Origin of the sequence: Brevibacterium aurantiacum, assembly GCF_900169065.1 — a bacterium.
Classification (GTDB): domain Bacteria; phylum Actinomycetota; class Actinomycetes; order Actinomycetales; family Brevibacteriaceae; genus Brevibacterium; species Brevibacterium aurantiacum.
Genome location: NZ_FXZB01000010.1, coordinates 20,906 through 44,067 on the forward strand (window position 1 = coordinate 20,906; position 23,162 = coordinate 44,067).

The 23,162-nt window shown below is 63.5% G+C and carries 19 protein-coding genes and 1 pseudogene; 8 read left to right on the top strand and 12 right to left on the bottom strand.

Translation table 11 applies throughout. From position 1 onward, the window contains the following. Positions 1–10: 10 nt before the first annotated feature. Both BAUR9175_RS19670 and BAUR9175_RS08210 read right to left on the bottom strand, forming a co-directional pair. Positions 11–145: a hypothetical protein gene (locus BAUR9175_RS19670; protein WP_257784996.1), complete on the bottom strand. Its 135-nt coding sequence runs from the start codon at positions 143–145 to the stop codon at positions 11–13. Beyond that, the gene (locus BAUR9175_RS08210; protein WP_069601021.1) at positions 138–1,163 is read right to left on the bottom strand and encodes a CPBP family intramembrane glutamic endopeptidase; all 1,026 of its coding nucleotides are present in this window, start codon (positions 1,161–1,163) and stop codon (positions 138–140) included. Before BAUR9175_RS08210 ends, BAUR9175_RS19670 begins: the two co-directional genes overlap by 8 nt. A 108-nt stretch (positions 1,164–1,271) precedes the next feature. Between BAUR9175_RS08210 and BAUR9175_RS08215 the strand changes: the two genes are divergently transcribed. Together BAUR9175_RS08215 and BAUR9175_RS08220 are read left to right on the top strand one after the other, a co-directional pair. Further along, entirely contained in the window at positions 1,272–2,642 is a 1,371-nt protein-coding gene (locus BAUR9175_RS08215) for a sensor histidine kinase (RefSeq protein WP_241211304.1), read from the top strand. Beyond that, positions 2,639–3,307, top strand: coding sequence for a response regulator (locus tag BAUR9175_RS08220; RefSeq protein WP_009881780.1), 669 nt, complete (start codon positions 2,639–2,641; stop codon positions 3,305–3,307). Before BAUR9175_RS08215 ends, BAUR9175_RS08220 begins: the two co-directional genes overlap by 4 nt. A 110-nt stretch (positions 3,308–3,417) precedes the next feature. On the opposite strand, the gene BAUR9175_RS08225 is transcribed toward BAUR9175_RS08220, so the two are convergent. Both BAUR9175_RS08225 and BAUR9175_RS08230 read right to left on the bottom strand, forming a co-directional pair. After that, on the bottom strand, positions 3,418–4,179 hold the full coding sequence (locus BAUR9175_RS08225) for a 3-hydroxyacyl-CoA dehydrogenase (RefSeq protein ID WP_101583464.1): 762 nt from the start codon (positions 4,177–4,179) through the stop codon (positions 3,418–3,420). A 166-nt stretch (positions 4,180–4,345) separates the two neighbouring features. Next, a complete protein-coding gene (locus tag BAUR9175_RS08230; RefSeq protein ID WP_101583531.1) occupies positions 4,346–4,927 on the bottom strand; it encodes an NADPH-dependent FMN reductase in 582 nt (193 codons plus the stop codon). Between the two features lie 358 nt (positions 4,928–5,285). Here BAUR9175_RS08230 and BAUR9175_RS08235 point away from each other — a divergent pair, with 358 nt between their 5' ends. After that, positions 5,286–5,948 (top strand): TetR/AcrR family transcriptional regulator, encoded by a 663-nt coding sequence (locus BAUR9175_RS08235; RefSeq protein ID WP_009881784.1) that lies wholly within the window; start codon positions 5,286–5,288, stop codon positions 5,946–5,948. A gap of 165 nt (positions 5,949–6,113) precedes the next feature. On the opposite strand, the gene BAUR9175_RS08240 is transcribed toward BAUR9175_RS08235, so the two are convergent. From BAUR9175_RS08240 to BAUR9175_RS08255, 4 genes are all read right to left on the bottom strand, one after another. Then, on the bottom strand, positions 6,114–7,946 hold the full coding sequence (locus BAUR9175_RS08240) for a dipeptide ABC transporter ATP-binding protein (protein ID WP_257944295.1): 1,833 nt from the start codon (positions 7,944–7,946) through the stop codon (positions 6,114–6,116). Next, positions 7,946–8,956 carry an ABC transporter permease gene (locus tag BAUR9175_RS08245; RefSeq protein WP_101583466.1) on the bottom strand — a complete coding sequence of 337 codons (1,011 nt, stop codon included), beginning with the start codon at positions 8,954–8,956 and terminating at the stop codon, positions 7,946–7,948. The genes BAUR9175_RS08240 and BAUR9175_RS08245 overlap by 1 nt, the downstream gene beginning before the upstream one ends. Further along, positions 8,956–10,047: an ABC transporter permease gene (locus BAUR9175_RS08250; RefSeq protein WP_009881787.1), complete on the bottom strand. Its 1,092-nt coding sequence runs from the start codon at positions 10,045–10,047 to the stop codon at positions 8,956–8,958. The genes BAUR9175_RS08245 and BAUR9175_RS08250 overlap by 1 nt, the downstream gene beginning before the upstream one ends. A gap of 309 nt (positions 10,048–10,356) precedes the next feature. Beyond that, entirely contained in the window at positions 10,357–11,988 is a 1,632-nt protein-coding gene (locus BAUR9175_RS08255) for an ABC transporter substrate-binding protein (RefSeq protein ID WP_069601028.1), read from the bottom strand. A gap of 349 nt (positions 11,989–12,337) precedes the next feature. Between BAUR9175_RS08255 and BAUR9175_RS08260 the strand changes: the two genes are divergently transcribed. Then, a complete protein-coding gene (locus BAUR9175_RS08260; RefSeq protein WP_101583468.1) occupies positions 12,338–13,876 on the top strand; it encodes an alanine/glycine:cation symporter family protein in 1,539 nt (512 codons plus the stop codon). A 151-nt stretch (positions 13,877–14,027) separates the two neighbouring features. Here the strand turns inward: BAUR9175_RS08260 and fbaA are convergent, their stop codons facing one another. After that, a complete protein-coding gene (fbaA, locus tag BAUR9175_RS08265) occupies positions 14,028–15,050 on the bottom strand; it encodes a class II fructose-bisphosphate aldolase (protein ID WP_009881791.1) in 1,023 nt (340 codons plus the stop codon). Between the two features lie 208 nt (positions 15,051–15,258). Then, positions 15,259–17,057: pseudogene (locus tag BAUR9175_RS08270) on the bottom strand (BCCT family transporter). 270 nt (positions 17,058–17,327) lie between these two features. Here BAUR9175_RS08270 and BAUR9175_RS08275 point away from each other — a divergent pair. Next, on the top strand, positions 17,328–18,647 hold the full coding sequence (locus BAUR9175_RS08275) for an MFS transporter (RefSeq protein ID WP_009881793.1): 1,320 nt from the start codon (positions 17,328–17,330) through the stop codon (positions 18,645–18,647). Positions 18,648–18,796: 149 nt separating this feature from the next. Here the strand turns inward: BAUR9175_RS08275 and BAUR9175_RS08280 are convergent, their stop codons facing one another. Next, the gene (locus tag BAUR9175_RS08280; protein WP_009881795.1) at positions 18,797–19,285 is read right to left on the bottom strand and encodes an SRPBCC family protein; all 489 of its coding nucleotides are present in this window, start codon (positions 19,283–19,285) and stop codon (positions 18,797–18,799) included. Between the two features lie 49 nt (positions 19,286–19,334). Beyond that, complete coding sequence (locus tag BAUR9175_RS08285; RefSeq protein WP_009881797.1) at positions 19,335–19,676, bottom strand: ArsR/SmtB family transcription factor; 342 nt, start codon at positions 19,674–19,676, stop codon at positions 19,335–19,337. Between the two features lie 89 nt (positions 19,677–19,765). Between BAUR9175_RS08285 and BAUR9175_RS08290 the strand changes: the two genes are divergently transcribed. From BAUR9175_RS08290 to BAUR9175_RS08300, 3 genes are read left to right on the top strand one after another with little or no spacing between them, the layout of a single operon-like run. Beyond that, a complete protein-coding gene (locus tag BAUR9175_RS08290; RefSeq protein WP_009881798.1) occupies positions 19,766–20,539 on the top strand; it encodes a TetR/AcrR family transcriptional regulator in 774 nt (257 codons plus the stop codon). Beyond that, positions 20,536–21,480, top strand: coding sequence for an ABC transporter ATP-binding protein (locus tag BAUR9175_RS08295; RefSeq protein WP_009881799.1), 945 nt, complete (start codon positions 20,536–20,538; stop codon positions 21,478–21,480). The genes BAUR9175_RS08290 and BAUR9175_RS08295 overlap by 4 nt, the downstream gene beginning before the upstream one ends. After that, positions 21,477–23,162: an ABC transporter permease gene (locus tag BAUR9175_RS08300; protein ID WP_101583470.1), complete on the top strand. Its 1,686-nt coding sequence runs from the start codon at positions 21,477–21,479 to the stop codon at positions 23,160–23,162. Before BAUR9175_RS08295 ends, BAUR9175_RS08300 begins: the two co-directional genes overlap by 4 nt.

The following is a 23,162-nucleotide window of genomic DNA, read 5'->3' on the forward strand; positions in this document are numbered from 1 at the left end:
CCTGCTCCCCTCATCGGGGGCCATCGGCCGTCGAGCCCTTCAGGCTGAAGCCCCGGGGCAGACGAGTGTCGATGAAGCCTGCTGCGAAGGCACCGATGATGAGCAGGACCAGGATCGCGATCATTCCCGCGAGCTGCTCAAGCACGGGGTTCCCGGTGATCGTGTGCGCGGCCCACTGTGCAGACCCGCGTGGTCGTCGGGAGATCCGAATTCGTCTGTTGGTTCGCTTTCCTGTTTCCACGTTCTTCTCTGCTTTCCTCGGTGCGTTGCCGGCGTCGGGTGTCGAGGACAACGAGTACTGCGAACACGATCGGGACGCTGATCGAGATGACGGTCTCGATCGCCGGTCCGCTCGTCGCATTCATGTCGGCACCGGAGAGGACCCCGAGTCCCAGGGCGAAGATGTTGTTGACGATATGGAAGGCCATGCCGACCTCCAGTCCGTTCGTGTACAGGGTGAGGACGCCGACGATGACTGCGAAGATGCCGACATCGATGAGTCCCGGCAGGTCGTAGAGGTGGCCGAAGACGAAGAATGGGACAGGGATGAGCACGGCCCAGGCGGGGTGCTTCAGCCAGCTGCCGATGACGTTCATCGCCAGACCACGGAAGATGACCTCCTCGGCGGCGGCCTGGAACGGCACGAGCAGGAAAACTGCGACGAGCATGGCGGCGACGCGGCCGTCCCACTGCACGCCGGAAGTCAGGTCCCCCATCGCCCCCGGTGAGAAGACGATTAGCACGACCGCAGCGATCCCCCACACGGGCAGACCGAGCAGCATGTACCGACCGAGCAGACCCCAGCGAAGTCCGCGGCCGACCGCCCCACTATAGGAAGGTCCGCGGCCGACCGAGATCATCGACCAGAACCACCGGCGATAGACGATGCGTGTGGCCAGTTCCGCTGCCGGCCACATGAGGATGACGGTGATCAGACCGTTGACGATTCCATTGAGCGTGTTGAAGTCGACCATGGTCTCGGCGAGGGAGTCGAAGTCACCATTTCCACCATCGATGACGATCAGTGCCCAGACGAGGAACCCTCCGAACTGGATGATCAGGCCGACCCCATAGAAGACTGCGGTGAGGACGACGACGAGCAGCGGGCTGTACCACCTGTGCTGCGGCTGCGATCTGAACTGGCGAATGAAATCCGTTGACATGTCTCCAGCCTTTCGCACCACCTCGGCGGGAGCGCTCGGTCATCGGTTCGAATGATCTCATCCTTTCGGAGGACAGCACCGGCGAGCGGCGACAGGTAGTGTCGAATTGTGACTCCTCCTTCCGGCCGCAGCTCTCTGATGCATGTCCTGCTTTGGACAGGCATCTCGGCGGCCATCGGCGTGTTCGCGCTCATCGTCATCGTCGGAACCGAATGGCCGGATTTCGAGGAGGCGGGTGCCCGCACCGGAGCGCTCGGTGCCGAACTGTTCATCCACATATTCTTCGGCATCATCTCTTTGGCCTGCCTGCCCGTCGTCCTTGCCTTCGACGGACGGACGATCCCCCGCAGATCCCTGCGCCCCAAGGTGATTGCGGCAGAAAAGCTGCGTGATTTCCTCACGAGCACTGGTCGCGGCGGCGTAGAATTCCTCGCCTCGGACGACTCCGTCGAGTCCCTGCAGCGTCGGCCCGGCGGCTGGGTTCCGGTGGCGGTCGGATTCCTCGGCATCGTCACCGGTACGATCGGCGTCCTCGGCGCGTTCGCCGGACTGCTCATCCTCATCACCCTCACGTCCCGACGCAGCTGGTCACTCGACTTCACCTGCCTCGCTGCCGCGATCATCTCCCAGGGTCTGACGTACACGCTCACCCCGACGGCGGTCGGAGCGTTCGAACTTCCGCTGTTCCTCGTCAACGGAACCGTCTACGCAATGATCGTCGTCATCGGCGTCATCCGCGGATCCCGCGAACAGGGGCTCATCGACACCGCCGCGCAGACACTTCTGCGCGAACGCTCGCGCCAGGACCGTGCCGTCGCTGAGGTGCGCCGCGGCATCGCCCGCGACATGCACGACTCGCTCTCGCACCACCTCAGCGTCATCGCCATGTACTCCGGTGCACTGTCTGTCAGGCGAGACCTCGACCCCGAGTCCGTCCACGAAAGCGCCCGACTCATCGCCAGCAGCGCCCGCCGCTCGGGAATCGAGCTGCGAGAGGTCCTGACGATGCTGCGCGGAGACGACCAAGGCACAGTGATCGACCCCGATCTCGACCGCCTCGTCGCCGATCGCCCGGAGTCGGTGACTCTGATCTACTCTGAACCGCTCACCTCCGAATCACTGCACGCCCTGGGCAGCCTCGAACGAATGACGATCTACCGCTTCGTCCAAGAGACCATGACCAATGCTCTCAAACACGCGCTCGGTGAGATGCTCACCATCACCATCGGCGGCGAGGGCGGCGACGCCGTTCGATATATCACGATGACCGCGCACAATCACTACCCGGACAGCCTCCTCGGCGCCCCGGCACACGGCGAACCCCACCGCAAGCAGTACATCGCCGGCTCCGGCCTGGGGATTCTGGGCATCAAGGAGAGGGTGGAGGCGATGGGCGGTGACCTCGAAGTCAGCCACTATCCTGACTTCGAACTGCGAGCTCGCATCCCCGTCCAGAACACGGAAGAGATCAGCGCATGAGCATCAGAGTCATCATCGCCGACGACGAGTCCCTCATGCGCTCGGGTCTGCGCCTGCTCCTCGGCGCGGCCGATGACATCGACATCATCGCCGAGGCTGCCAACGGTGCCGAGGCCATCGAACTTGCCCGAGAGCTGAGTCCAGACCTCATTCTCATGGACATCCGCATGCCCGTCATGGACGGGCTCGAGGCCACCCGTGCCCTCATGGCTCAGACTCTTCATCCGGAGGTTCTCATCCTCACGGCCTTCGGCACCGATGAATTCGTGCTTCAGGCACTGCGCTCGGGAGCGGCCGGCTACATCCTCAAGGACACTCCGCCAGAAGATCTCATCCACGCGGTTCGGGCAGCCGCGAACGGCACACGAACCTTGTCACCCAGCGCGGTCGAGTCTCTGCTGGGTCGAGACACCACCTCGGCGACAGGGGTGGCCGGTGCTTCGAATTGGAACAGTGTCCCGATCGGACCTGATCCTTTGGAGCCCCTGACCACACGAGAGCGGGAGATCGCCGAGGCGGTCGCTCAGGGGATGACGAACGCACAGGTGGCGCGGGCGCTGTTCGTCTCCACGGCCACGGTGAAGACCCATCTGGCGCGCATCTTCTACAAACTCGACGTCAGCACCCGCGTGCAATTGGCCCTGCTCGTAAACGAACGGCGCTGAGCGGCGAGGGCCGAACTCCGAAGCAAAGACCAGAAGCGGGGCCCGGCGTTCGCTCGCCGGGCCCCGCTGTGCTGCTGTCGCTCTTCGACGACGCAGCGATTGGGCTCAGATCATTTCGGGGCCATGCGGATGGCGCCGTCGAGGCGAATGGTCTCACCGTTGAGCATCGGGTTGGCGACGATCGATTCGACGAGCTGCGCGTACTCGGCGGGCTTGCCCAGCCGAGACGGATGGGGAATCGACTTCGCCAGAGACTCCTGGGCCTCTTCGGGCAGACCGGCCATCATCGGGGTCTCGAAGATGCCCGGCGCGATCGTCACGACACGGATCTGTGAGGAGGCGAGTTCGCGCGCCATCGGCAGCGTCACCGAGGCGATTGCGCCCTTGGACGCGGAGTAGGCGATCTGTCCGATCTGACCGTCGAAGGCCGCGACCGAAGCGGTGTTGACGATGACGCCGCGTTCCTCACCCACATTCTCCTGCGCCTGCATCGCGGCAGCGGCGAGGCGGCACACGTTGACCGTGCCCACGACGTTGATGCTGAGCACCTTCGAAAACGCGTCCAAGGCCAGTGGGCCCTTGCGCGAGACGAGCTTGCCCGGAGTCGCAACTCCCGCGCAGTTGACGACCACGCGCAGCTGCCCGAGACCGGTCGCCATGTCGACGGCGGCCTGAACCTGCTCTTCGTTCGTGACGTCGGCGGAGACGAAATGGGCGCTGGAGCCCAGTTCCGATGCCACCTGCTGACCCACCTCGGCGTTGAGGTCGACCATGACGACCTGAGCGCCGGCGGCCAGGAGCCGTTCCGTGGTGGCCCGGCCGAGCCCGGAGGCTCCGCCGGTGACGAGTGCGACTGTGCTGTTGAGATCCATAAGTATCCTTCGCATGACTGGCGTGAACGTTTGAGTTGGTTCGACTTTAACGCAAGCCCGTCGGGTCCGGACACGACGAAGCCCGCCGACCATTCGGTGCGGCGGGCTTCGGGCGTATCAGCTGCTGGGGAGGGACTGCCTCATCCGCAGAGTGCGCTGATGACGGTCAGGCTGCCTGCTCTTCGGAGGCGGAATCCTCGCGCACGGACTTCAGTGCCTCGCCCCAGGCCACGAGGTCATCGGCCATCGAAGCAAACGGAGTCGCCGAGACCTCGGTCGGGGTGAAGACGCCATCGGCGAAGTCGGTGAAGAGGCTGAAGGAGGCCTGGTCACGGACAACAGCGAGCTTGTAGTTGGCAAGGATGTGGCGCAGGTGCTCGGCGGCACGCACACCCTTGTCGGCACCGTAGTTCACGATGCCGGCGACCTTGTGGTTGAACTCGCTGGCCACGAAGTCCAGGGCGTTCTTCAGCGATCCGGAGATCGAGTGGTTGTACTCAGGGGTGACGAAGATGAAGGCGTCGAACTCGTTGAGCTTGGCGCCCCAGGCCTTGGTGTGATCGTTCTGGTACATGTTCGCGCCAGCCGGAATGACCTCGTCGAGCAGCGGCAGGTTGAACTCACCGAAGTCGACAACCTCGGCGCGCACGTCCTCGCGGCCGGCCAGCTGGTCCTTGGCCCAGGCGACGACCTGTGGGTTGAGTGCCTGTGGGCGTGAAGTTCCGGGAATGATGGCGATGTTGAGCATGTCCGTCCTCTGTTCGATGGCAAGATGCAATGTCAGATAATTCTGTTCTTGGGCGTTCGGCACACAGCAGTCCACTGCGGTGCGCCCACGTTCGAACAACATGGTTGAAAACTTGATAATTCCAGATTCTGGAGTGATCGCTGTCACGTTGATCGTGGCGTCGTTGTCACGTTCAACTGCGATTCGGACTCCTGGGGCACCTCTCTACCATCGGAAGAGCCGGGTTCGGATCACCATTCCGCAGGGCGCAGATCCCCGAATTCTGGGCGGAAGCGGCGATTCTCAGGCCAACGTGATGTATTCTCGGTTGGCAAGTGAAAGATTGTTCGATATCCGACCGCCAAGGAGCCCAAGCACCGTGAGATCAGCCAACGGCCGCAACAACATCCTCCGCTCAGCTCGGGACACCTTCGCTGCCAAGGGCTTCGACGGCGCCTCCATCCGCGATATCGCGCAGGCCGCCGGACTGAGCCTGTCCGCACTCTACTATTACTTCCCCTCCAAGCAGGAAGCTCTGTACGAGCTCGTGCACACTGCATACACCTGGTACAGCGAGCACAGCCGGGCCGCCATCGCCGAGGTGGGCGATGATCCCACCGAGCAGCTGACCGTGGCCGTGCGCTACCTCGCCCGGTACCGCATGGAGAACGTCTCCGTGTCCACAGTGCTGCTGCGCGACACCGAACGACTCACCGGCGACAATGCCGCCCGCGTCAAAGAACTCCAGCGCGAGGCGCGAGTCATCATGGGCGACATCGTCCAATCAGGCATCGATGACGGAACGTTCCGCGTCGACAGCGCACCGCTGGTCACACGTGCGATCCACTCGATCTGCAACTCGCTCTCGCTCTGGTACCGCCCCACCGGCGACCTCACGCCCGATGTCATCGAGCGCGATTTCACCCAGTACTCACTGCGCATCCTGGGACTCGATCCCAGCAGCGAGGAGCTCGACCGCCTCATGGCGCTGCCGATCAGCCAGGCAGGCATGCTCGACTTCATCTCCGACGACAAGGCCTGAGTCCGGCCGGTCGGCAGACACCCGGGCCGCAGACACCAGCGGCGCTGCCCAGGTCACTATTTTCGCCCGAAGGTACTAATCACGCGCGGCGCCGTGCGTGATTAGTCCCTTCGGGTATCTTTTGTCTCCAGAGCCGACCGCGGCCCCGCTCGACCAGCGGCCTGCTCAGCCGACGGTGGTGCGCAGGCTGCGGGCCAGTTCGCGGCGCTTTGCCTGCTCATCCGGGTCAGGCACGGGCAGCGATGCGATAAGCCGCTTGGTGTAGTCGTTGCTCGGCGACCCCAGCACCTTCTCGCCCGTGCCCTCTTCCAACAGTTCACCGTGGAAGAGCACGCCGATGCGGTCGGAGAGCATATCGACGACGGCCAGGTCGTGGCTGATGAACAGGGCCGCGAAGTCGAACCTGTTCTGCAGTTCGACGAACAGCTCGAGCACCTTGGCCTGCACCGACACGTCCAGCGCCGAGGTCGGTTCATCAGCGATGAGCAGTTCCGGGTCGAGGGCCAGTCCGCGTGCCAGGGAGGCTCTCTGACGCTGGCCGCCTGAGAGCTCGTGCGGGTACCTGGCAGCGTAGGCGCTGGGCAGCTGCACCGAGTCGAGGAGTTCGAGGACTCTCTTCTCACGGTCCTTAGCCGTCATGTCTCGCTTGTGGATGGCGAACGGCTCCGCCACACACTCACCGATCGTCAGGTGCGGGTTGAAGGAGGCCGCCGGGTCTTGGAAGACGAACCCGATCCGGCGCCTGATAGGGGAGAACGCCTTCTCCTTGAACCCGACCATCTCGTGGTCGAGCACCTTGAGGCTGCCTCCGCTGGCCCTGGTCAGGCCGGCGATGGCACGCCCGATTGTGGTCTTGCCCGAGCCGGATTCGCCGACCAGTCCGTAGACCTCGCCGGCCTTGATGTCGAAGCTGACCGAGGACACCGCCTGGAAGTCCGATCGCCCGAACCCTCCCGGGTAGACGATGTCGAGGTTTCGCGCCACGACGATGGATTCTCGTTCGTCTCGTGGCGTGCCGGAGTCAGGCCCCTCCCCCGCCGAGGTGGCGGTGGCCTTCCCGTCGCCACCTGCCGTCGCGCTCGAGCCACCGGCCCGCTCTTCGGCGGCAGCGGCCTTGCGGCTGCCGGCAACCGTCGATCCCAGGCGAGGAACAGCGCCGAGGAGGTCACGCGTGTACTGCTCCTTCGGGTCACTGAAGAGCTGCTTGACCGAGGACACCTCGACGAGGTCACCGCGATACATCACGGCCACCCGATCGGCGAGGTCGGCGACGACACCCATGTTGTGGGTGATGAGCACGATCGCGGTCCCTGTCTCATCGCGCAGGTCCCGCAGCAGGTCGAGGATCTCGGCCTGGACGGTGACGTCGAGAGCCGTCGTCGGCTCGTCGGCGACGATGAGTTCGGCGCCCAGCGCCAGCGCCATGGCGATGACGATGCGCTGCTTCTGCCCACCGGAGAACTGATGCGGATAGTAGTCGAAGCGGTTCTGCGCATCGGGAATCCCGACCTGCTCCATCGCGGCGATGACCTTGGCCTTGAGCTCGGCCTTGCTCGCACGTTTGTGGTGGGCCCGCAGGCCCTCGGCGATCTGCCACCCCACGGTGTAGACGGGGTTGAGCGCCGTCGAGGGTTCCTGGAAGACCATCGACACATCGGTTCCGCGCAGCTTGCGCAGCTGCTCCCCGGAGACGCTGAGCACGTCCTTGCCGGAGACGATGACGACGCCCGACCGCTGTGCGGTTTCGGGCAGGAGTCCGAGGATGCTGCGTGCCGTCACGGTCTTGCCGGAGCCGGATTCGCCCACGATGGCCAGCACCTCCCCTGGGGTGACCGACAGGGTCACGTTCTTCACCGCGTGGACGTCGCCGCCGTCGGTGGAGAAGGTGACGTCGAGCCCGTCGATGTCGAGGATGCTCTTCGCCCGACTGGCTGTGCTGTCCGAGCCGGCCGCGCTGTCCGAGCCGTCGGTGCTGTTGTCTTTCACGTTCTCATTCATCACTTGGCCTCCGCGGTCTCATTGATGCTCGACGATGAGCCGGCCTTCGCGGCCTTCGCTGTCTTGGCGCCCTTGGCTTTGCGACGCACCCGCAGACGCGGGTCGTTGAGGTCGTTCATCGACTCGCCGACGAGGGTGATGCCCAAAACGGTCAGCACGATCGCCAAGCCTGGGAAGACCGAGGTCCACCACACGCCGCTGGTCACGTCGGGCAGTGCCTTGTTGAGGTCATAGCCCCATTCCGACGCCGAGGTGGGTTCGATTCCGAAGCCCAGGAACCCGAGTCCGGCCAGAGTCAGAATCGCCTCGGAGGAGTTGAGGGTGAAGATCAGCGGCAGAGTACGGGTGGCATTCCGGAAGATGTGCTTTGAGATGATCCGGGTCTTCGAAGCACCGAGCACGATCGCCGATTCGACGAAGGGCTCTGCCTTCAGGCGCAGGGTCTCTGCGCGGACGACGCGGAAGTACTGCGGAATGAAGACCACGGTGATCGAGAACGCGGCCGCGGCGATGCCGCCCCAGGCACTCGACTGACCGCCGGAGATCGCAATCGACATGACCAGCGCCAGCAGCAGGGTCGGGAAGGCATAGACCGCGTCGGCGATGACAACGAGGATGCGGTCGAGCCAACCGCCGAGGTAGCCCGAGACGAGTCCCAGGATCACGCCGGCGAAGAGTGACATGATCACGGCCACGATGATGACGGCCACCGCGGTCTGGGCTCCCCAGACCACACGGGAGAAGACGTCGTAGCCGCCGACGGTCGTTCCCCAGATGTGGGTCCCGCCAGGTGGCAGCTTCGATCCGAAGTTGCCCTCGGAGGTGCCCAGCTGGTTGAACCCGTAGGGGGCGATCAGCGGTGCGAAGATCGCGCAGATGAGGACGATGCCGCACAGGATGAGACCCGTGATGAGCATCCCTCGCTGCAGACCCACTGACTGACGAAGATGGGAGACGATCGGGAGGCGGGAGAACCAGGACTTCTTGGCTGTGTTGTCTGGAGTGGACATCAGTACCTCACTCGGGGGTCGATGAAGGCGGCGATGACGTCGACGAGGAAGTTGGTCAGCGCCACGATGATGGCGAGGAAGACCACGATTCCCTGGACGGCCACGAAGTCACGGGCGGTGAGGTATTCGGCGAGCTTGAAGCCCAGCCCCTTCCATTCGAACGTCGTCTCCGTGAGCACGGCGCCGGCGAGCATGAGCGCGATCTGCATGCCCATGACCGTGATGATCGGGATCAGCGCGGGACGGTAGGCGTGTTTGGTGACCAGGCGGTATTCGGAGATGCCGCGGGACCGGCCGGAGTCGATGTACTGCTGGCCCAGGGTGCCGATGAGGTTCGTGCGCACGAGGCGGAGGAAGACTCCCGCCGTGAGCACGCCGAGGGCGATCGCGGGCAGGACCGCGTGGGCGAGCACATCGCCGAGAACCTCGAAGTTGCCGATGCGGATCGCATCGATGATGTAGAACCGGGTGGGCCCAACCACGCCCGACATGATGTATTCGGTCTCGGTGGTGCCGCGACCCGCCACGGGCAGGATGGGCAGGAAGACGCCGAAGACCAGCTTGAGGATCATGCCCGCGAAGAACACGGGAGTCGCGTAGCCGAGGATCGCGAGGATGCGCAGCGCGGCGTCGGGGGCCTTGTCCCTGTGGTAGGCAGCGAGCATGCCCAGCGGGATGCCGAGGATGAACGCGACGATGAGGGCGTAGAAGACGAGCTCGATGGTCGCGGTGCCGTAGTTGAGCAGAATGCTCGACACGGGTTGGCCGTCTGAGACCGTGGTGCCGAAGTCGCCCTTGAGCAGATTGCCCATGTATTCGAAGTACTGGACGAGGAGCGGCCGGTCGTAGCCGGCGGCATGGATGCGTTCGGCCAACTGGCTCTTGGTCAGGCGTCCACCCAGAGATGCGGTGATCGGATCACCGGTGATGCGCATGAGGAAGAAGACCAGAGTGGTGAGGATGAAGATGGTGGGAATGATGAGGAGGAATCGGATGACGACGTAGCGTCCCAATCCGCCCCCCGAGGGCTTCTTCACCGCGACCGAGGTCTCGGCGGCTTCTGCCCCTGGTTCGCTGATGGCTGCAGACATGTGTTCCTTCATTGCTGGCGTCGACGCTCAGAAAGCTCGAGTGCCGACGTGGTTCTTGTTCGGTGCCACAGAGTGCGGGCACGCTGGATGCGGTTGCAGACACGCTGAATGCGTTCGCGGGCACGCTGGATGCGGCTGCGGGCACGCTGGGTTGCGGTCGCAGGCATGCTGGGATGCCATGCGAACGCACCACGAGGTGCAGGCGGGCCGGGCGGCTCACCTGCACCTCGAATGACGATCAGGTCATGGATCGTCGCGGCGTAGCCATGCGCACTCTCACGTCGTTGGCGACGTGTGTGGTTCGCGCTCTCACTTGCTCAGCAGCGCCAACCGGAACTGGAACGCGGGGTCAAGGGTGTCATCGACGCCCTTGACGTCCTTGCCCGAGACCGCGATCTGGTTGCCCTGAAGCAGCGGCAGGGTCGGCAGCTCTTCGGCCAGCTGACCCTGAATCTTCTTCAGCGCGTCTGCGCGCTTGCCCTTGTCGTCGATGGAGGACTGAGCGTTCAGTTCCTTGTTCATCGTCTTATCCCGGTAGTGATTGGCCAGGAAGCTCGGTGTCTCGTCGGTGTCATAGAAGAACGGCACCAGGTAGTTGTCGGCATCCGAGTAGTCCGGGAACCAGCCGAGCTGGTACATGGGGTAGGCGTCGTCGGTGCGGTCCTTGCTGTACTGCACCCATTCGGTCGACTGCAGGTTGACCTTGAACAGCCCGGTCTTGTCCAGCTGATCCTTGACCAGAGCGTATTCGTCGCCCGAGGAGGGACCGTAGTGGTCGGGGTTGTACTGCAGGTTGAGCGTGACCGGTGTCTTGACGCCGGCATCCTTGAGGGCTTTCTTGGCCTTGTCGACATCGGCTCCGCCCTGACCGTCACCGTACTCCGACTTCAACGGCTCGTCGGCGCCCGGCAGTCCATCGGGAACATGCGAGTACAGAGGAGTGAAGGTGTCTTTGTAGACCTGGGAGGCGATTGCCTGACGATCCACCGAGTCGGCCATGGCCTGACGCACGGCCAGGGACTTCTTCTCATCCGCATTGTCGGTCTTGGCACCGAAGGGCATCGTGTCCATGTTGAAGACGATGTAGCGGATCTCGCCGCCGGGGCCCTTGTGCACCTTGAGGTCCTCGTTCTTGCCGAGGTCTTCGACGTCGGTGGCCGAGAGCGAACGCCAGGCCACGTCGATCGTGTTCTCCTGGACGTCGAGCTTCATGTTGTTGGCGTCCGAGTAGTACTTCATCTGCACGGTCTCGGTCTTCGCCGGCTCGATGAAGCCCTTGTAGTCGGGGTTGGCTTTGTAGGTGATGAGTTCGTTGAACTTGAATCCGTCGATCGTGTAGGGACCGGCAAAGGCCTTGCCGTCGACGATGTCCTGGTTCTCAGTGATCTTGTCCGCCTCGAAGACGTCCTCGTCGACGATCGGTCCTGCGGCACTGGCCAGCACACCTGGGAAGGTCTGGTCGTTCTTGCGCTTGAGGTTGAAGATGACCGTGGAGTCATCCGGAGTCTCAACTGATTCCAGGCCGCCGAGGAGGGACGACGGTCCGTTCGGATCCTGAATCTTCAGCTGTCGATCGAAGGAGAACTTCACGTCCGAGGAGGTGAGTTCGTTTCCGTTCGCATACTTCAGCCCGTCCTTGAGCTTGACCTCGTACTTCGTCGGCTCACTGAAGTCCGCCGATTCTGCGATGGAGGGATTGAGGTCCGCGGTTCCCGGCTTGTAGGCCAGGATGAACGGATAGACCTGCTGCTCGACGAGCGAGCTTCCGTTGTCATAGGCACCGGCCGGGTCGAGAGCGACAACCTTGTCTGTGGTTCCCACTGTGAGGGAGCCACCGCCCTCTTCACCGTCGTTGCCGGTGGTCGAGGTCGAGCATGCCGAGAGTAGCAAAGCGCCGGCAGCGGCGATGGCCACTGCCTTTGCACCAGTTCGACGTTTCATTGTGTTCCTTGTCATCCAAAGTGCTCTCCGTGTCGTCTTTGCTCGGAGAGATCCGCACCACATCTTACGGCCGCCGTCCCAAATAGTGAACTGAATAGTATGACTCCGCCCACTCTGTCATCACTTTGAAACCTCGCGGTGACCGCTCAGAAGACCGCGCCCGAGCTGATTTTCCGGGCCGACACCACTGGATTTGCGTCGCGGGTCACAATCCGTTTGACTTATGAGGTCAATCACAGAGAAAACTCACGTTTTCGTCGCTGATTGCCCATGAAAATGCTCGATCGGGCTCACTGCCGGGTCCCGCCGAATGTTCGTTTCCACTTTTTGCCTCCCTGATAGGAGAAGCATGTCCGCAGTCCTCGAATGGCTCAACGGCATCATCTGGTCCTCTGCCCTCGTCTACCTGTGCCTCGGTGCCGGTGTCTACTTCACCATCCGCTCTCGCGCAGTCCAGATCCGACAGATCAAAGCGATCTTCACCCAGATGTTCCGCGGCAAGAGCTCCGATGAAGGAGTCTCCTCGTTCCAGGCCCTATCGATATCGCTGGCCGGTCGAGTCGGAGTCGGCAACATCGCCGGCGTTGCCACCGCCATCGGCTTCGGCGGACCAGGTGCCATCGTGTGGATGTGGATCTCCGCGCTCCTCGGCGCCTCGACCTCCTACGTCGAATCAACTCTTGGCCAGGTGTTCAAGGAGCAGGACCCCAAGACCGGTGAATACCGCGGTGGACCGGCCTACTACATTGAGAAGGCCTACCGCCACACCAAGGCCAAGGGCCTGTTCAAGGTCTACGGCATGGTCTTCGCAGCAGTCACCGTCATGGCGATGAGCTTCATGCTCCCGGGCATCCAGTCCAACGCCATCTCCGGCGCCGTTGAGAACGCCTGGGGAACTCCGACCTGGATCACTGCGCTCATCCTCGCCATCATCATGGGCTTTATCGTCATCGGCGGCGTCAAGCGCATCGCGCACTTCGCTTCGCTGGCAGTGCCCTTCATGGCCGTCATCTATATCATTGCCGCGATCGCCGTGACCCTGATCAACGCCGAACAGATCATCCCGGTCTTCCAGCTCGTCTTCACCTCAGCCTTCGGCATCGACGCAGGACCAGAGGCTGCCTTCGGCGGAATCATCGGCATGGCCGTCCAGTGGGGTGTCCAGCGCGGTATCTACTCAAACGAAGCCGGTCAGGGCACCGGACCTCACGCGGCCGCCGCCGCCGAGGTCTCGCACCCGTCGAAGCAGGGTCTCGTCCAGGCCGGGTCGGTCTACATCGACACCCTGTTCGTGTGCTCGGCAACTGCGTTCATGATCCTCTCCACCGGCATGTACAAGGTGTTCGGCGAAGACGGCACCACCATCATCGGCACGGGGCGCGGTCAGATGGTCGAAGAGATCGCCGCGACTCCGGGCGAGAAGTGGCCGCAGGCCGGTCTCGACACGATGATCTCCGGTTTCGGCGCCAGCTTCATCGCGATCTCGATCTTCCTCTTCGCCCTGACGACCATCGTCGCCTACTACTACATGGCCGAGACCAACTTGGTCTACCTGCTGGGTCGGATCAAGAACCCCCTGGCGCTGACCATCGGCAAGCGCGTTCTGCAGGTACTCATCCTCGTCGCAGTCGCCGTCGGTGCGATGTCGGCCTCCGGCAGTGCCTGGGCACTCGGCGACATCGGTGTGGGTCTCATGGCATGGCTCAACATCATCGCGATCCTCATCCTGCAGGGTCCTGCGTTCAAGCTCCTTCGGGACTTCGAACGTCAGAGGAAACAGGGGCTGGATCCGGTGTTCGATCCCAAGGCGCTCAACATCAGGAACGCTGACTTCTGGGATACGCGCATCGCCAAGGTGGCGGCGGGAGAGAAAGTCTCGGAAGGCTGATCACCGCTGCCAGGCACAACTGAGTAGACACAATTGAATAGACGAGAGGTCCGGGACAATGGCGTCCCGGACCTCTCGTCGTACCGCGCGGTTGTTGCGCCGCACCGCCGCAGCTACTCCAAAGTTGCGACAGGGCTGCGGCGCGTGCTGCCTATTTCAGGCTGGTTCCTGCGGAGCCGAGGTTCTGGCATGCCTCGACGATGCGATCGGCCATGCCGGCTTCGGCTGCCTTGCCGTAGGCACGCGGGTCGTAGATCTTCTTGTTCCCGACTTCGCCGTCGATCTTGAGTACGCCGTCGTAGTTGCGGAACATGTGCTCGACGACGGGACGGGTGAAGGCGTACTGGGTGTCCGTGTCGATGTTCATCTTCACGACTCCATGACGAACCGCCTCGGCGATCTCTTCTGCGCTCGAACCCGAGCCGCCGTGGAAGACGAGGTCGAAGGGCTTGTCCTTGCCCACCTGCGCGCCGACATCGGTCTGGATCTCACCGAGCAGCTCGGGACGCAGCTTCACATTGCCCGGCTTGTAGACGCCGTGGACGTTTCCGAAGGTCAGAGCCGTGAGGTAGCGGCCCTTCTCGCCGGAGCCCAGAGCCTTGACGGTGGCCAGGCCGTCGGCAACCGTGGTGTAGAGCTTGTCGTTGATCTCGTTCTCAACGCCATCCTCTTCGCCGCCGACGACGCCGACCTCGATCTCGAGGATCGAGTGGGCGGCCGCCGAGAGCTCGAGCAGCTCCTCGGCGAGGACGAGGTTCTCAGCGAGGGGAACAGCCGAACCGTCCCACATGTGCGACTGGAAGTAGGGTTCGCCGCCGTTCTTCACACGTTCGGTCGACAGAGCCAGCAGCGGCTTGACCCACTCTTCGACCTCCTTCTTCGGGGCATGGTCGGTGTGCAGGGCGATGTTGACGTCGTAGCTCTTGGCCACCTCGGCGGCGAAGACGGAGAACGCGATGGCTCCGCGCACTCGGTCCTTGATCGTCGGGCCGGAGATGTACTCGGCGCCACCGGTCGAGATCTGGACGATGCCGTCGGATCCGGCCTCTGCGAAGCCGCGGATGGCGGCGTTGATCGTCTGCGAAGAGGTGCAGTTGATCGCGGGGTAGGCGAAGCCCTCAGACTTCGCCCGGTTGATCATCTCGGAATACACTTCGGGGCTTGCAATGGGCATATGGGCTCCTTGGTCGGTGGATTCGGTGCGCTTTCGGTTGCTCCCAGACTACTCGGTCTCCGGCAGGCGACAGAAGCGGTCCCCGCCGTGTACAGGGAATTCTCGCTTCTCCGCGAACATGCGGCCTGCACGAGCACAGACAGCAGAGGCGACCAGGATCAATCACCTGGTCGCCTCTGCTGCTTCGTTGGATTCTGCCGCACGATCCCTATCGGGAGCCCTTGGGCTTCCTCTCCTCCTTGGGTGCCCTATTCAACACACCCTTGGTCCGTGACAGCCGATAGTCGATGCGTGCATCGACCTTGTCGCCGAGGTATTCGTCGAAGTCATCGGCGATGTGCTCACCGACCTCATGGTAACGCTGACCGGTCTCGATCTCCCGAGCTCTGACGGATTCGATCTGGAACGCCCGCACCATCGAGATCGCGATGAATATCAGGATGATGCTGAACGGCAGCGCCGTCGCCAGGGAGGCCGCCTGCAGAGCACCGAGGCCGCCGGCCAGGAGCAGTCCGATCGCCAGAGCGCCCTCGAGTGCGGCGAACAGCACACGTGACCACACCGGAGGATTCGGATGTCCGCCGGAGGCCAGCATGTCGACGACCAGCGATCCCGAGTCCGAGGAGGTGATGTGAAGAAGATCGCCACGAGGATGATGGCAATCACAGAGAGGATGCTGCCCATCGGCAGGGAGCTGAGCACATCGAAGAGCACCTTCTCCGCCACGACTCCCTCTTCCGGGTCGACTAGGCCGCCCTCGCCGAAGAGCTGTCGGTAGATTCCCGTGCCGCCGAGTGCAGCGAACCAGATGAATCCGACCACGGTGGGCACGAGGAGGACGCCGGCGATGAACTCCCGGACGGTGCGTCCCCGCGAGATGCGGGCGATGAACACACCGACGAACGGGGCCCAGGAGATCCACCAGCCCCAGTAGAAGATCGTCCAGCTGGATGCCCACTCGGCGCCTGCTTCGCCGGTGTAGGCACCGACGTCGAAGGTCATGTTGAAGAAGTTCGCCAGGTAGACGCCGAGGGATTCGATGAGGTTCTGGAACAGGAACAGGGTGGGGCCGAGCAGCAGCACGGCGATGAGCAGAAGGCCCGCCAGTGACAGGTTGATGTTCGACAGCCACTTGATTCCCGCGCCCACTCCCGAGATCACGGACAGGGTCGCCAGGAAGGTGATGACGACGATGAGTATGACCAGGAATGTGTTGTCGACCTCGCCGACCAGCCCGATTGCCTGGAGCCCCGACGAAATCTGCTGCACGCCGAGCCCCAGTGAGGTCGCGATGCCGAAGACGGTGCCGAAGATGGCGAGGATGTCGATGATATCGCCCATCCACCCTTTGACGCGGTGCCCGAGCAGAGGCTCGAGCGCCCAGCGGATCGAGACGGGACGTCCGCGACGGTGGATCGCGTAGGCAAGCGCCAATCCGATCACCGCGTAGATCGCCCAAGGATGCAGTCCCCAGTGGATGAAGGTTTGGGCCATCGCCAGCTTGGAGATATCCGCTTCGCTGCCGTCCCATCCCGGCTTGGGGCCGGATGTGGCATAGGTCAGCGGCTCGCCGACGCCGTAGAAGACCAGGCCGATGCCCATGCCAGCGGCGAAGAGCATGGCGAACCAGGAGAAGACTCCGAACTCGGGTTTCTCCCCGTCGCGGCCGAGCGTGATCTTCCCGAACTTCGAGAATCCGATCACAATGGAGAAGATGACGAATCCGCCGACGACGAGCATGTAGTACCAACCGAGGTCGGCGACGATCCAATCGTTGATGCTCGTCAGGACCGTGCTGGTGCCATCGGGCAGGAAGATCGCAAGCAGCGCAACGCCAAGAATGGCGATCAGCGAAGGCCAGAAGACGGCCGGAGCCACCATTCCCTTGCCGATGCGCACTCCCTGAGCACGCAATTTGGCGGTGATCTGCTCGTCGCTGTCATCATCGGTGATCGAGACATCGTGTGGCAGGTGCAGCCTGATCGGTTCGGGGTCTTCGAACAGCATATGCGGGCGGCGGGCATCATCTACCGGCGCCGAGGTGGGCGTTCCCCCCGCCTCACCGTTCCCATTGTCGTCGGAGGCAGTCATAGGACCTTTCGGTTCGATTGGACGTAAGCGTCTACCAACTCTGCCGCACAGCACCGCCACTATCAAGTAATTCTCCGCAAACTATCGGAAAAATCACTGCATTCACAATCCGTTGCTCTGCTCTGCCTTGCGCGACAGGCCCGGTCAGCCGCGGTTGCACCGGCGATGTTTCAGTACAGTGGCGCCATGGAGACAAATCCGAGGCCAGCCGCTGGGTCACGTTCGAAAATTCTCAGCTGGGCGCTGTGGGACTGGGGTTCGGCGTCCTTCAATGCCGTCATCATCACCTTCGTCTTCGCCCCCTATCTGACGAAGAGCGTGGCTGCGACCGAGGAGGCAGGCTCGTCGGCGCTCGGCTGGTCGACGGCCGCGGCCGGGCTGATCATCGCTCTCGTGGCACCGGCCGTGGGCACCAGGGCCGACGCCGGGGGACGGCACAAGCTATGGCTGGGCGTCCACACCGGGATCGTCATCCTCACGATGTTCGGCCTCTTCTTCGTCCGCGACTCCCCCGAGTATCTGTGGCTGGGTCTGCTCCTCATCGCCATGGGCAGTGTGTTCTTCGAGTTCGCCGAGGTGTCCTACAACGGCATCATGGTCCGCATCACCCAACCTGACAACGTCGGGAAGGTCTCCGGTTTCGGCTGGGGCATGGGCTACGCCGGCGGCCTCGTCCTCCTCGTCATCCTGCTTGTGCTCGTCATCCAGCCCGAGGTCGGACTCTTCGACGCCGGTGATGAGGGCGGAATGAGATTCCGCGTCGTCGCCGCCCTCTCCGCGGTCTGGTTCGCGATCTTCGCTCTGCCGGTGCTGCTCACCGCGCCGAGTGCCAAGGCCTCCAGCCCCGCACAGGGGCATCCGGTCAAGGCGTTCATCGCCGACTATGCCGCGCTCGTCCGCCGCCTCGTGCGGATGTGGAAGGAGGAGCACCAGACGCTGCGCTTCTTCATCGCCTCGGCTGTCTTCCGTGACGGCCTGGCCGCGATCTTCGCCTTCGCCGGGGTTCTCGCGGCAGGCAGCTACGGCTTCTCCGCCTCGGAGATCATCATCTTGGGTGTAGCCGCCAATGTCGCCGCCGGCGCAGGAGCGATGATCGCCGGAGTCTTCGATGACAAGCTCGGACCCAAGCCCGTCATCATCGCCGGGCTCATCATCATCCTCATCGGCGGACTGCCGATCCTCTTCAGCGATACCGCAGCCGTGTTCTGGGTCTGTGCTCTCGTGCTCAGCTTCTGCGTCGGCCCGGTGCAAGCCTCGAGCCGATCATTCCTGGCCAGGATCACTCCGCCCGAACGAGCCGGAGAGAACTTCGGCCTCTACGCCACGACTGGTCGGGCCGTGAGCTTCCTGGGCCCGGCCATGTTCGCGGTCTCGATCTCGATCTTCGGCTTCCAGCGGGCCGGAACCCTGGGCATTCTCATCGTGCTGTTCATCGGCCTGCTCCTCATCATCCCAGTAAGGCCCGATGCCCCACGGAAGGCGATGCAAGCGCAGGCCGAGAGCTGAGGCGACGAGGAGCTGAGGTACGGGACTCCCCCTCCCAAAAGGGGCCAACGGTTGGTAAGTTCTCCTCGATCCAAGAACGAACTTCGATGAGAACTTACCAACCGTTGACGCATCGAGTGCGGTGCCAGCCGCGGCCAATGGGTTTGGCGTCAGGCGCGGGCCAGCAGCTCGTCGATCTGGTTGATCGCGCCGGTCGACCCTTCGACGACACCCATCTCGAGCACGGTCTTCAGCCCGTCAAGGGACTCGAAGGTCGATTCGTAGGTGACACGGGTGCCGGCGGCCACCTCGGCGAAAGTGTAGGTGTTCGTACTGCCCGGCATCGACTCGACTGCGTTGAAGTCCTCATCGGCGAAATAGTCGCGGAAGACGAGCCGTGAGGGCTCCTCGACCGAGGAGATCTCCCAGAGACCGCAGAACTTCTCGCCCTCTGGGCTGGTCATGAAGTACGTGACCCTGCCACCGGGCGTCAGGCTGTGATCGACGACCGTGGCCGGGTATGTGGGCGGACCCCAGATCTTCTCGAGCTGACGCGGATCCGCATAGATCTCCCAGACCCGTTGCGGCGGTGCCGCGAATTCGGCGACCAGCGTCAGAGTCAGGTTCTCTTCGTCGTGGGTGGTGTCAATGACTGGCATGGCTGCTCCTCATTCGATTCTCTGCTTGTCTCATTGCCCCGTGGCCTCCTCATCGCTCCGCGGCCTCCTCATCGGCCAACAGATCATCGATGCGTGCGACCCGCGCACGCCATAGGTCCTCTAACTCGCCCAGCAGCGATCGCACAGTGCGGATCGCCGCCATCTCGACATGCGCGATCTGGGCTCTGCCGACCCGCTGCTTCGACACGATCCCCGCTCGTTCGAGAACAGCAACGTGCTTCTGCACTCCTGCGAAGCTCATCTCATAGGATGCGGCGAGCTCGGACACCGAAAGCTCTTCGACCATGACCCGCCGCACGATGTCGCGACGCGTCCGATCGGCCAACGCCTGAAACATCGCATCCACCTGATCGTCGAGAAGTGCTTCCATACCTCGCATCATACAACCATATAGTTGTACGTCAAGAGTTTTCATTGCATTCGTTGACACCACGATTGAACACGCGTTTAATATTAAACATGCGTTCAACCCATGATGATTCGAACTCGAAGAAGCAGTCCGCCCCGAAGAAGCAGTCCGCTGCGCAAACTCAGGGAGCCGCGGAGGCACCAGGAGCCACGGAGGAGAAGCCCTCACGCTCCCCGAATGCATCTCCGGAGACTGCCGACCGGATCCGCACTGCAGCGATCCGGGAGTTCTCCACGCATGGGTTCACGAAGTCGACGATCCGCAGCATCGCCTCGGCGGCAGAAGTCTCTCCGGGACTCGTCATCCACCACTTCGGGTCGAAGGAGGGGCTGCGCACCGCCTGCGACAACTACGTCTTCGACGCCATCGCCGAGGCCAAAGCCGCAAACGCCGAGTACGCCACCCAGGCCATGCAGATGATCTTCGAAGACTCGAACATGGCCATGAACATCAACTACCTCATGAAGTCACTGCTCGATCCCAGCGAACACGGCCAACGCTATTTCGAGCACTACATCAGCCTCGTCGAGGACTACATCGCCCATGGCTTCGCCGGATACGTGTTCCGGCAGAGCGAGGATCCGCGGGGGCAGGCGGCGACTATTGCGACTCTGGCGCTGGCCCCGGCGATACTCGAGCACCGGTTGCAGGAATCGCTGGGCACGAACGACACCGCAGGGACGATGACTCGCCTCGCGCCCCACCTCCTTGACCTCTACCTCAACGGCGTCATCGAAGCCATCCCCGAGGGCGCAGACACCAACACAGATTCAGACGGTACAGCCCAAGACCCCACCGATCCCTCTGGAGGCGATCAACCATGACCACGATGACGAACACCCCACCGTCCGCCTCGGCGATTTCCGGCGCTGGCTCCACTGCGATCTCGATGCAGAATGTGGTCAAGAGCTATGGCCGAGTCCGTGCACTCGACGGGCTGTCTCTCGACGTTGCCCGTGGCGAGGTCCACGGCTTCCTCGGTCCCAACGGTGCGGGGAAGTCCACGACCATTCGGATCCTGCTCGGAATCCTCAAACACGATGCGGGACGTATCAGACTCCTCGGGGAGGATCCCTGGGCGAAGGCGGTGTCACTGCACCGCAGACTCGCCTACGTGCCCGGCGACGTCGAACTGTGGCCCAGCCTGACCGGCGGGGAGGCCATCGACTTGTTCGCGAGGCTGCGGGGCGGAGTCGACACCCGCCGACGCGACGAACTCATCGAACGCTTCGACCTCGACCCGCGCAAGAAGGGGCGCACCTATTCCAAGGGCAACCGGCAGAAGGTCGCCCTCATCTCCGCACTCGCCTCGCACGTCGATCTGCTCCTCCTCGACGAACCCACCGCCGGTCTCGACCCGCTCATGGAGGCCGTGTTCCAGGAGTGCATGAGGGAGGCCACAGCCGAGGGACGCACAGTCCTGCTCTCGAGCCACATCCTCGCCCAAGTCGAGGCGCTGGCCGACCGTGTCTCGATCATCCGGGCCGGTCGGATCGTCGAGTCCGGGGCGCTGTCGGATCTTCGGCACCTGGCGCGGACGACGATCACGGTCCTCATCGAGCGGGACATCCCCGCCCTGACGACGATGCCGGGAATCCACGACCTCGTCCGCGAGGGAGCACAGCTGCACTTCAGTGCCGAGACCGCGCACCTGCCCGAGATCATGCGGGCCCTCGGCGAGCACGACATCGAATCGCTGACGGCCACTCCCCCGACCCTCGAACAGCTCCTGCTGCGCCATTACGGAAAGGGCGAGGAGTCATGAATCTGCTGTCGGCAACACCGGGCAGGCACCGTGGGGCACATGAGCGCGAACCGAGCGGCCGCCTCGGCGCCGGAGATCTCACGGGGCTGGGACGACTGCTGGCCTTCATGCTCCGCCGGGATCGGCTGTGGATGCCCCTCTGGGTGCTCGGCCTCGCCGCACTCACGGCGTACTTCGCCAATGCGATCGCCGTGGTCATGGATGCCGATTCGCTGCAGGACATGACGGTGTTCGCGAAGAATCCGGTCATGGCGCTCATCACCGGGCCGGGATACGGGCTCGATGACGTGAGCGTTCCACGCTTCATCGTCGGCATGTACGGGGTCTTCCTCATGATCGGCACCGCGCTGATGTCGATCATGACGGTCTCCCGGCACACCAGGGCCGAGGAGCAGACTGGTCGGGCCGAACTGGTCCGCGCAAATGTCATCGGTCGCCACACCCAGCTCATCGCCGCCCTCGTCCTCACGGTGATCATGAACGCCGTTGTCGCCGCGCTCATGGCCGTTGCCTTCCAGTTCTCGGACGCCGAACCGGACTCCTTGGCCTCAACCCTGCTGTTCACCATCGGCATCGGCGTCGTCGGATGCGTGTTCGCAGGCATCGCCGCGGTCACGGTCCAGCTGAGTGCGTTCGCCCGGGCCGCCTCGGGCATGGCCGGAGCCGTGTTGGCCACCAGCTTCGTCATCCGCGGGATCGGCGATATGTCTGCCGTAGGTCAAGGAGACCTTGACTGGCTGTCCTGGCTCTCTCCCCTCGGCTGGGCGCAGCAGACCGCACCGTTCACCCTCGACCGGTGGTGGCCGTTGTGGTTCGCGGCAGGTCTGTTCCTTCTCCTCGTCATCACAGCACTCGTCCTGCAGTCCCGTCGAGATTTGGGAGCCGGCATCGTCGCCGAGCGCCTCGGCCGTGCTCATGCCGGGCGGGGACTGTCGACCACCTTCGGCCTCGCCTTCCGTCTGCAGCGCTCCGGGCTCCTCTGGTGGTCAGTGGGGTTGCTCGTCATGGGTTCGATCTTCGGCTCCTTCACGGGTGCCATGGACGAGAGTGCCGATGGAATGCCCGAGGAGATCCTGGCGATCATGGGCGGACGTTCGGGCATCGTCGACGGCTACCTCGGCTATATGGCCCTGTACTTCGCGATGATCGTCTCCGTCTACGCGATCATCGCCGCCGGCGGACTCCGGGGTGAGGAGCAGGGCTTCCATACGGAGCCGGTGCTGGCGACTGCGGTCTCGCGCACCGGCTGGATGCTCTCGTGGGCAGGGGTGACGCTGCTGGGGTCGGCCTGGCTGATGCTGCTCGCCGGCCTCGGCGAGGGGATCGGTGCGGCCACCTCGATGGGTGACTGGGGCCTGCTCGGACCCACGGTGCTCGGGCACCTCGCGCAGACCGCCTCGGTGTGGGCTCTCCTCGGACTGTCCTATCTGCTCTACGGTTTCGCGCCCCGCCTGATGGGGCTGAGCTGGATCGTCTTCGCCGCCTCGGCCGTCCTGGCCCTGTTCGGTTCGATGCTCCAACTCGACGAGGCCGTCCTCGATGCCTCGATCTTCACCCACATCGGCCAGTACCCGTCAGAGAATCTGTCCGCCGAGGCGGTGCTCGGCTTCCTTGTGACCGCCGCGGTTCTCGTGGGGTTGGGTGGGCTGGGGTTCAGGCGGCGGGACCTTGTGACGGCGTGA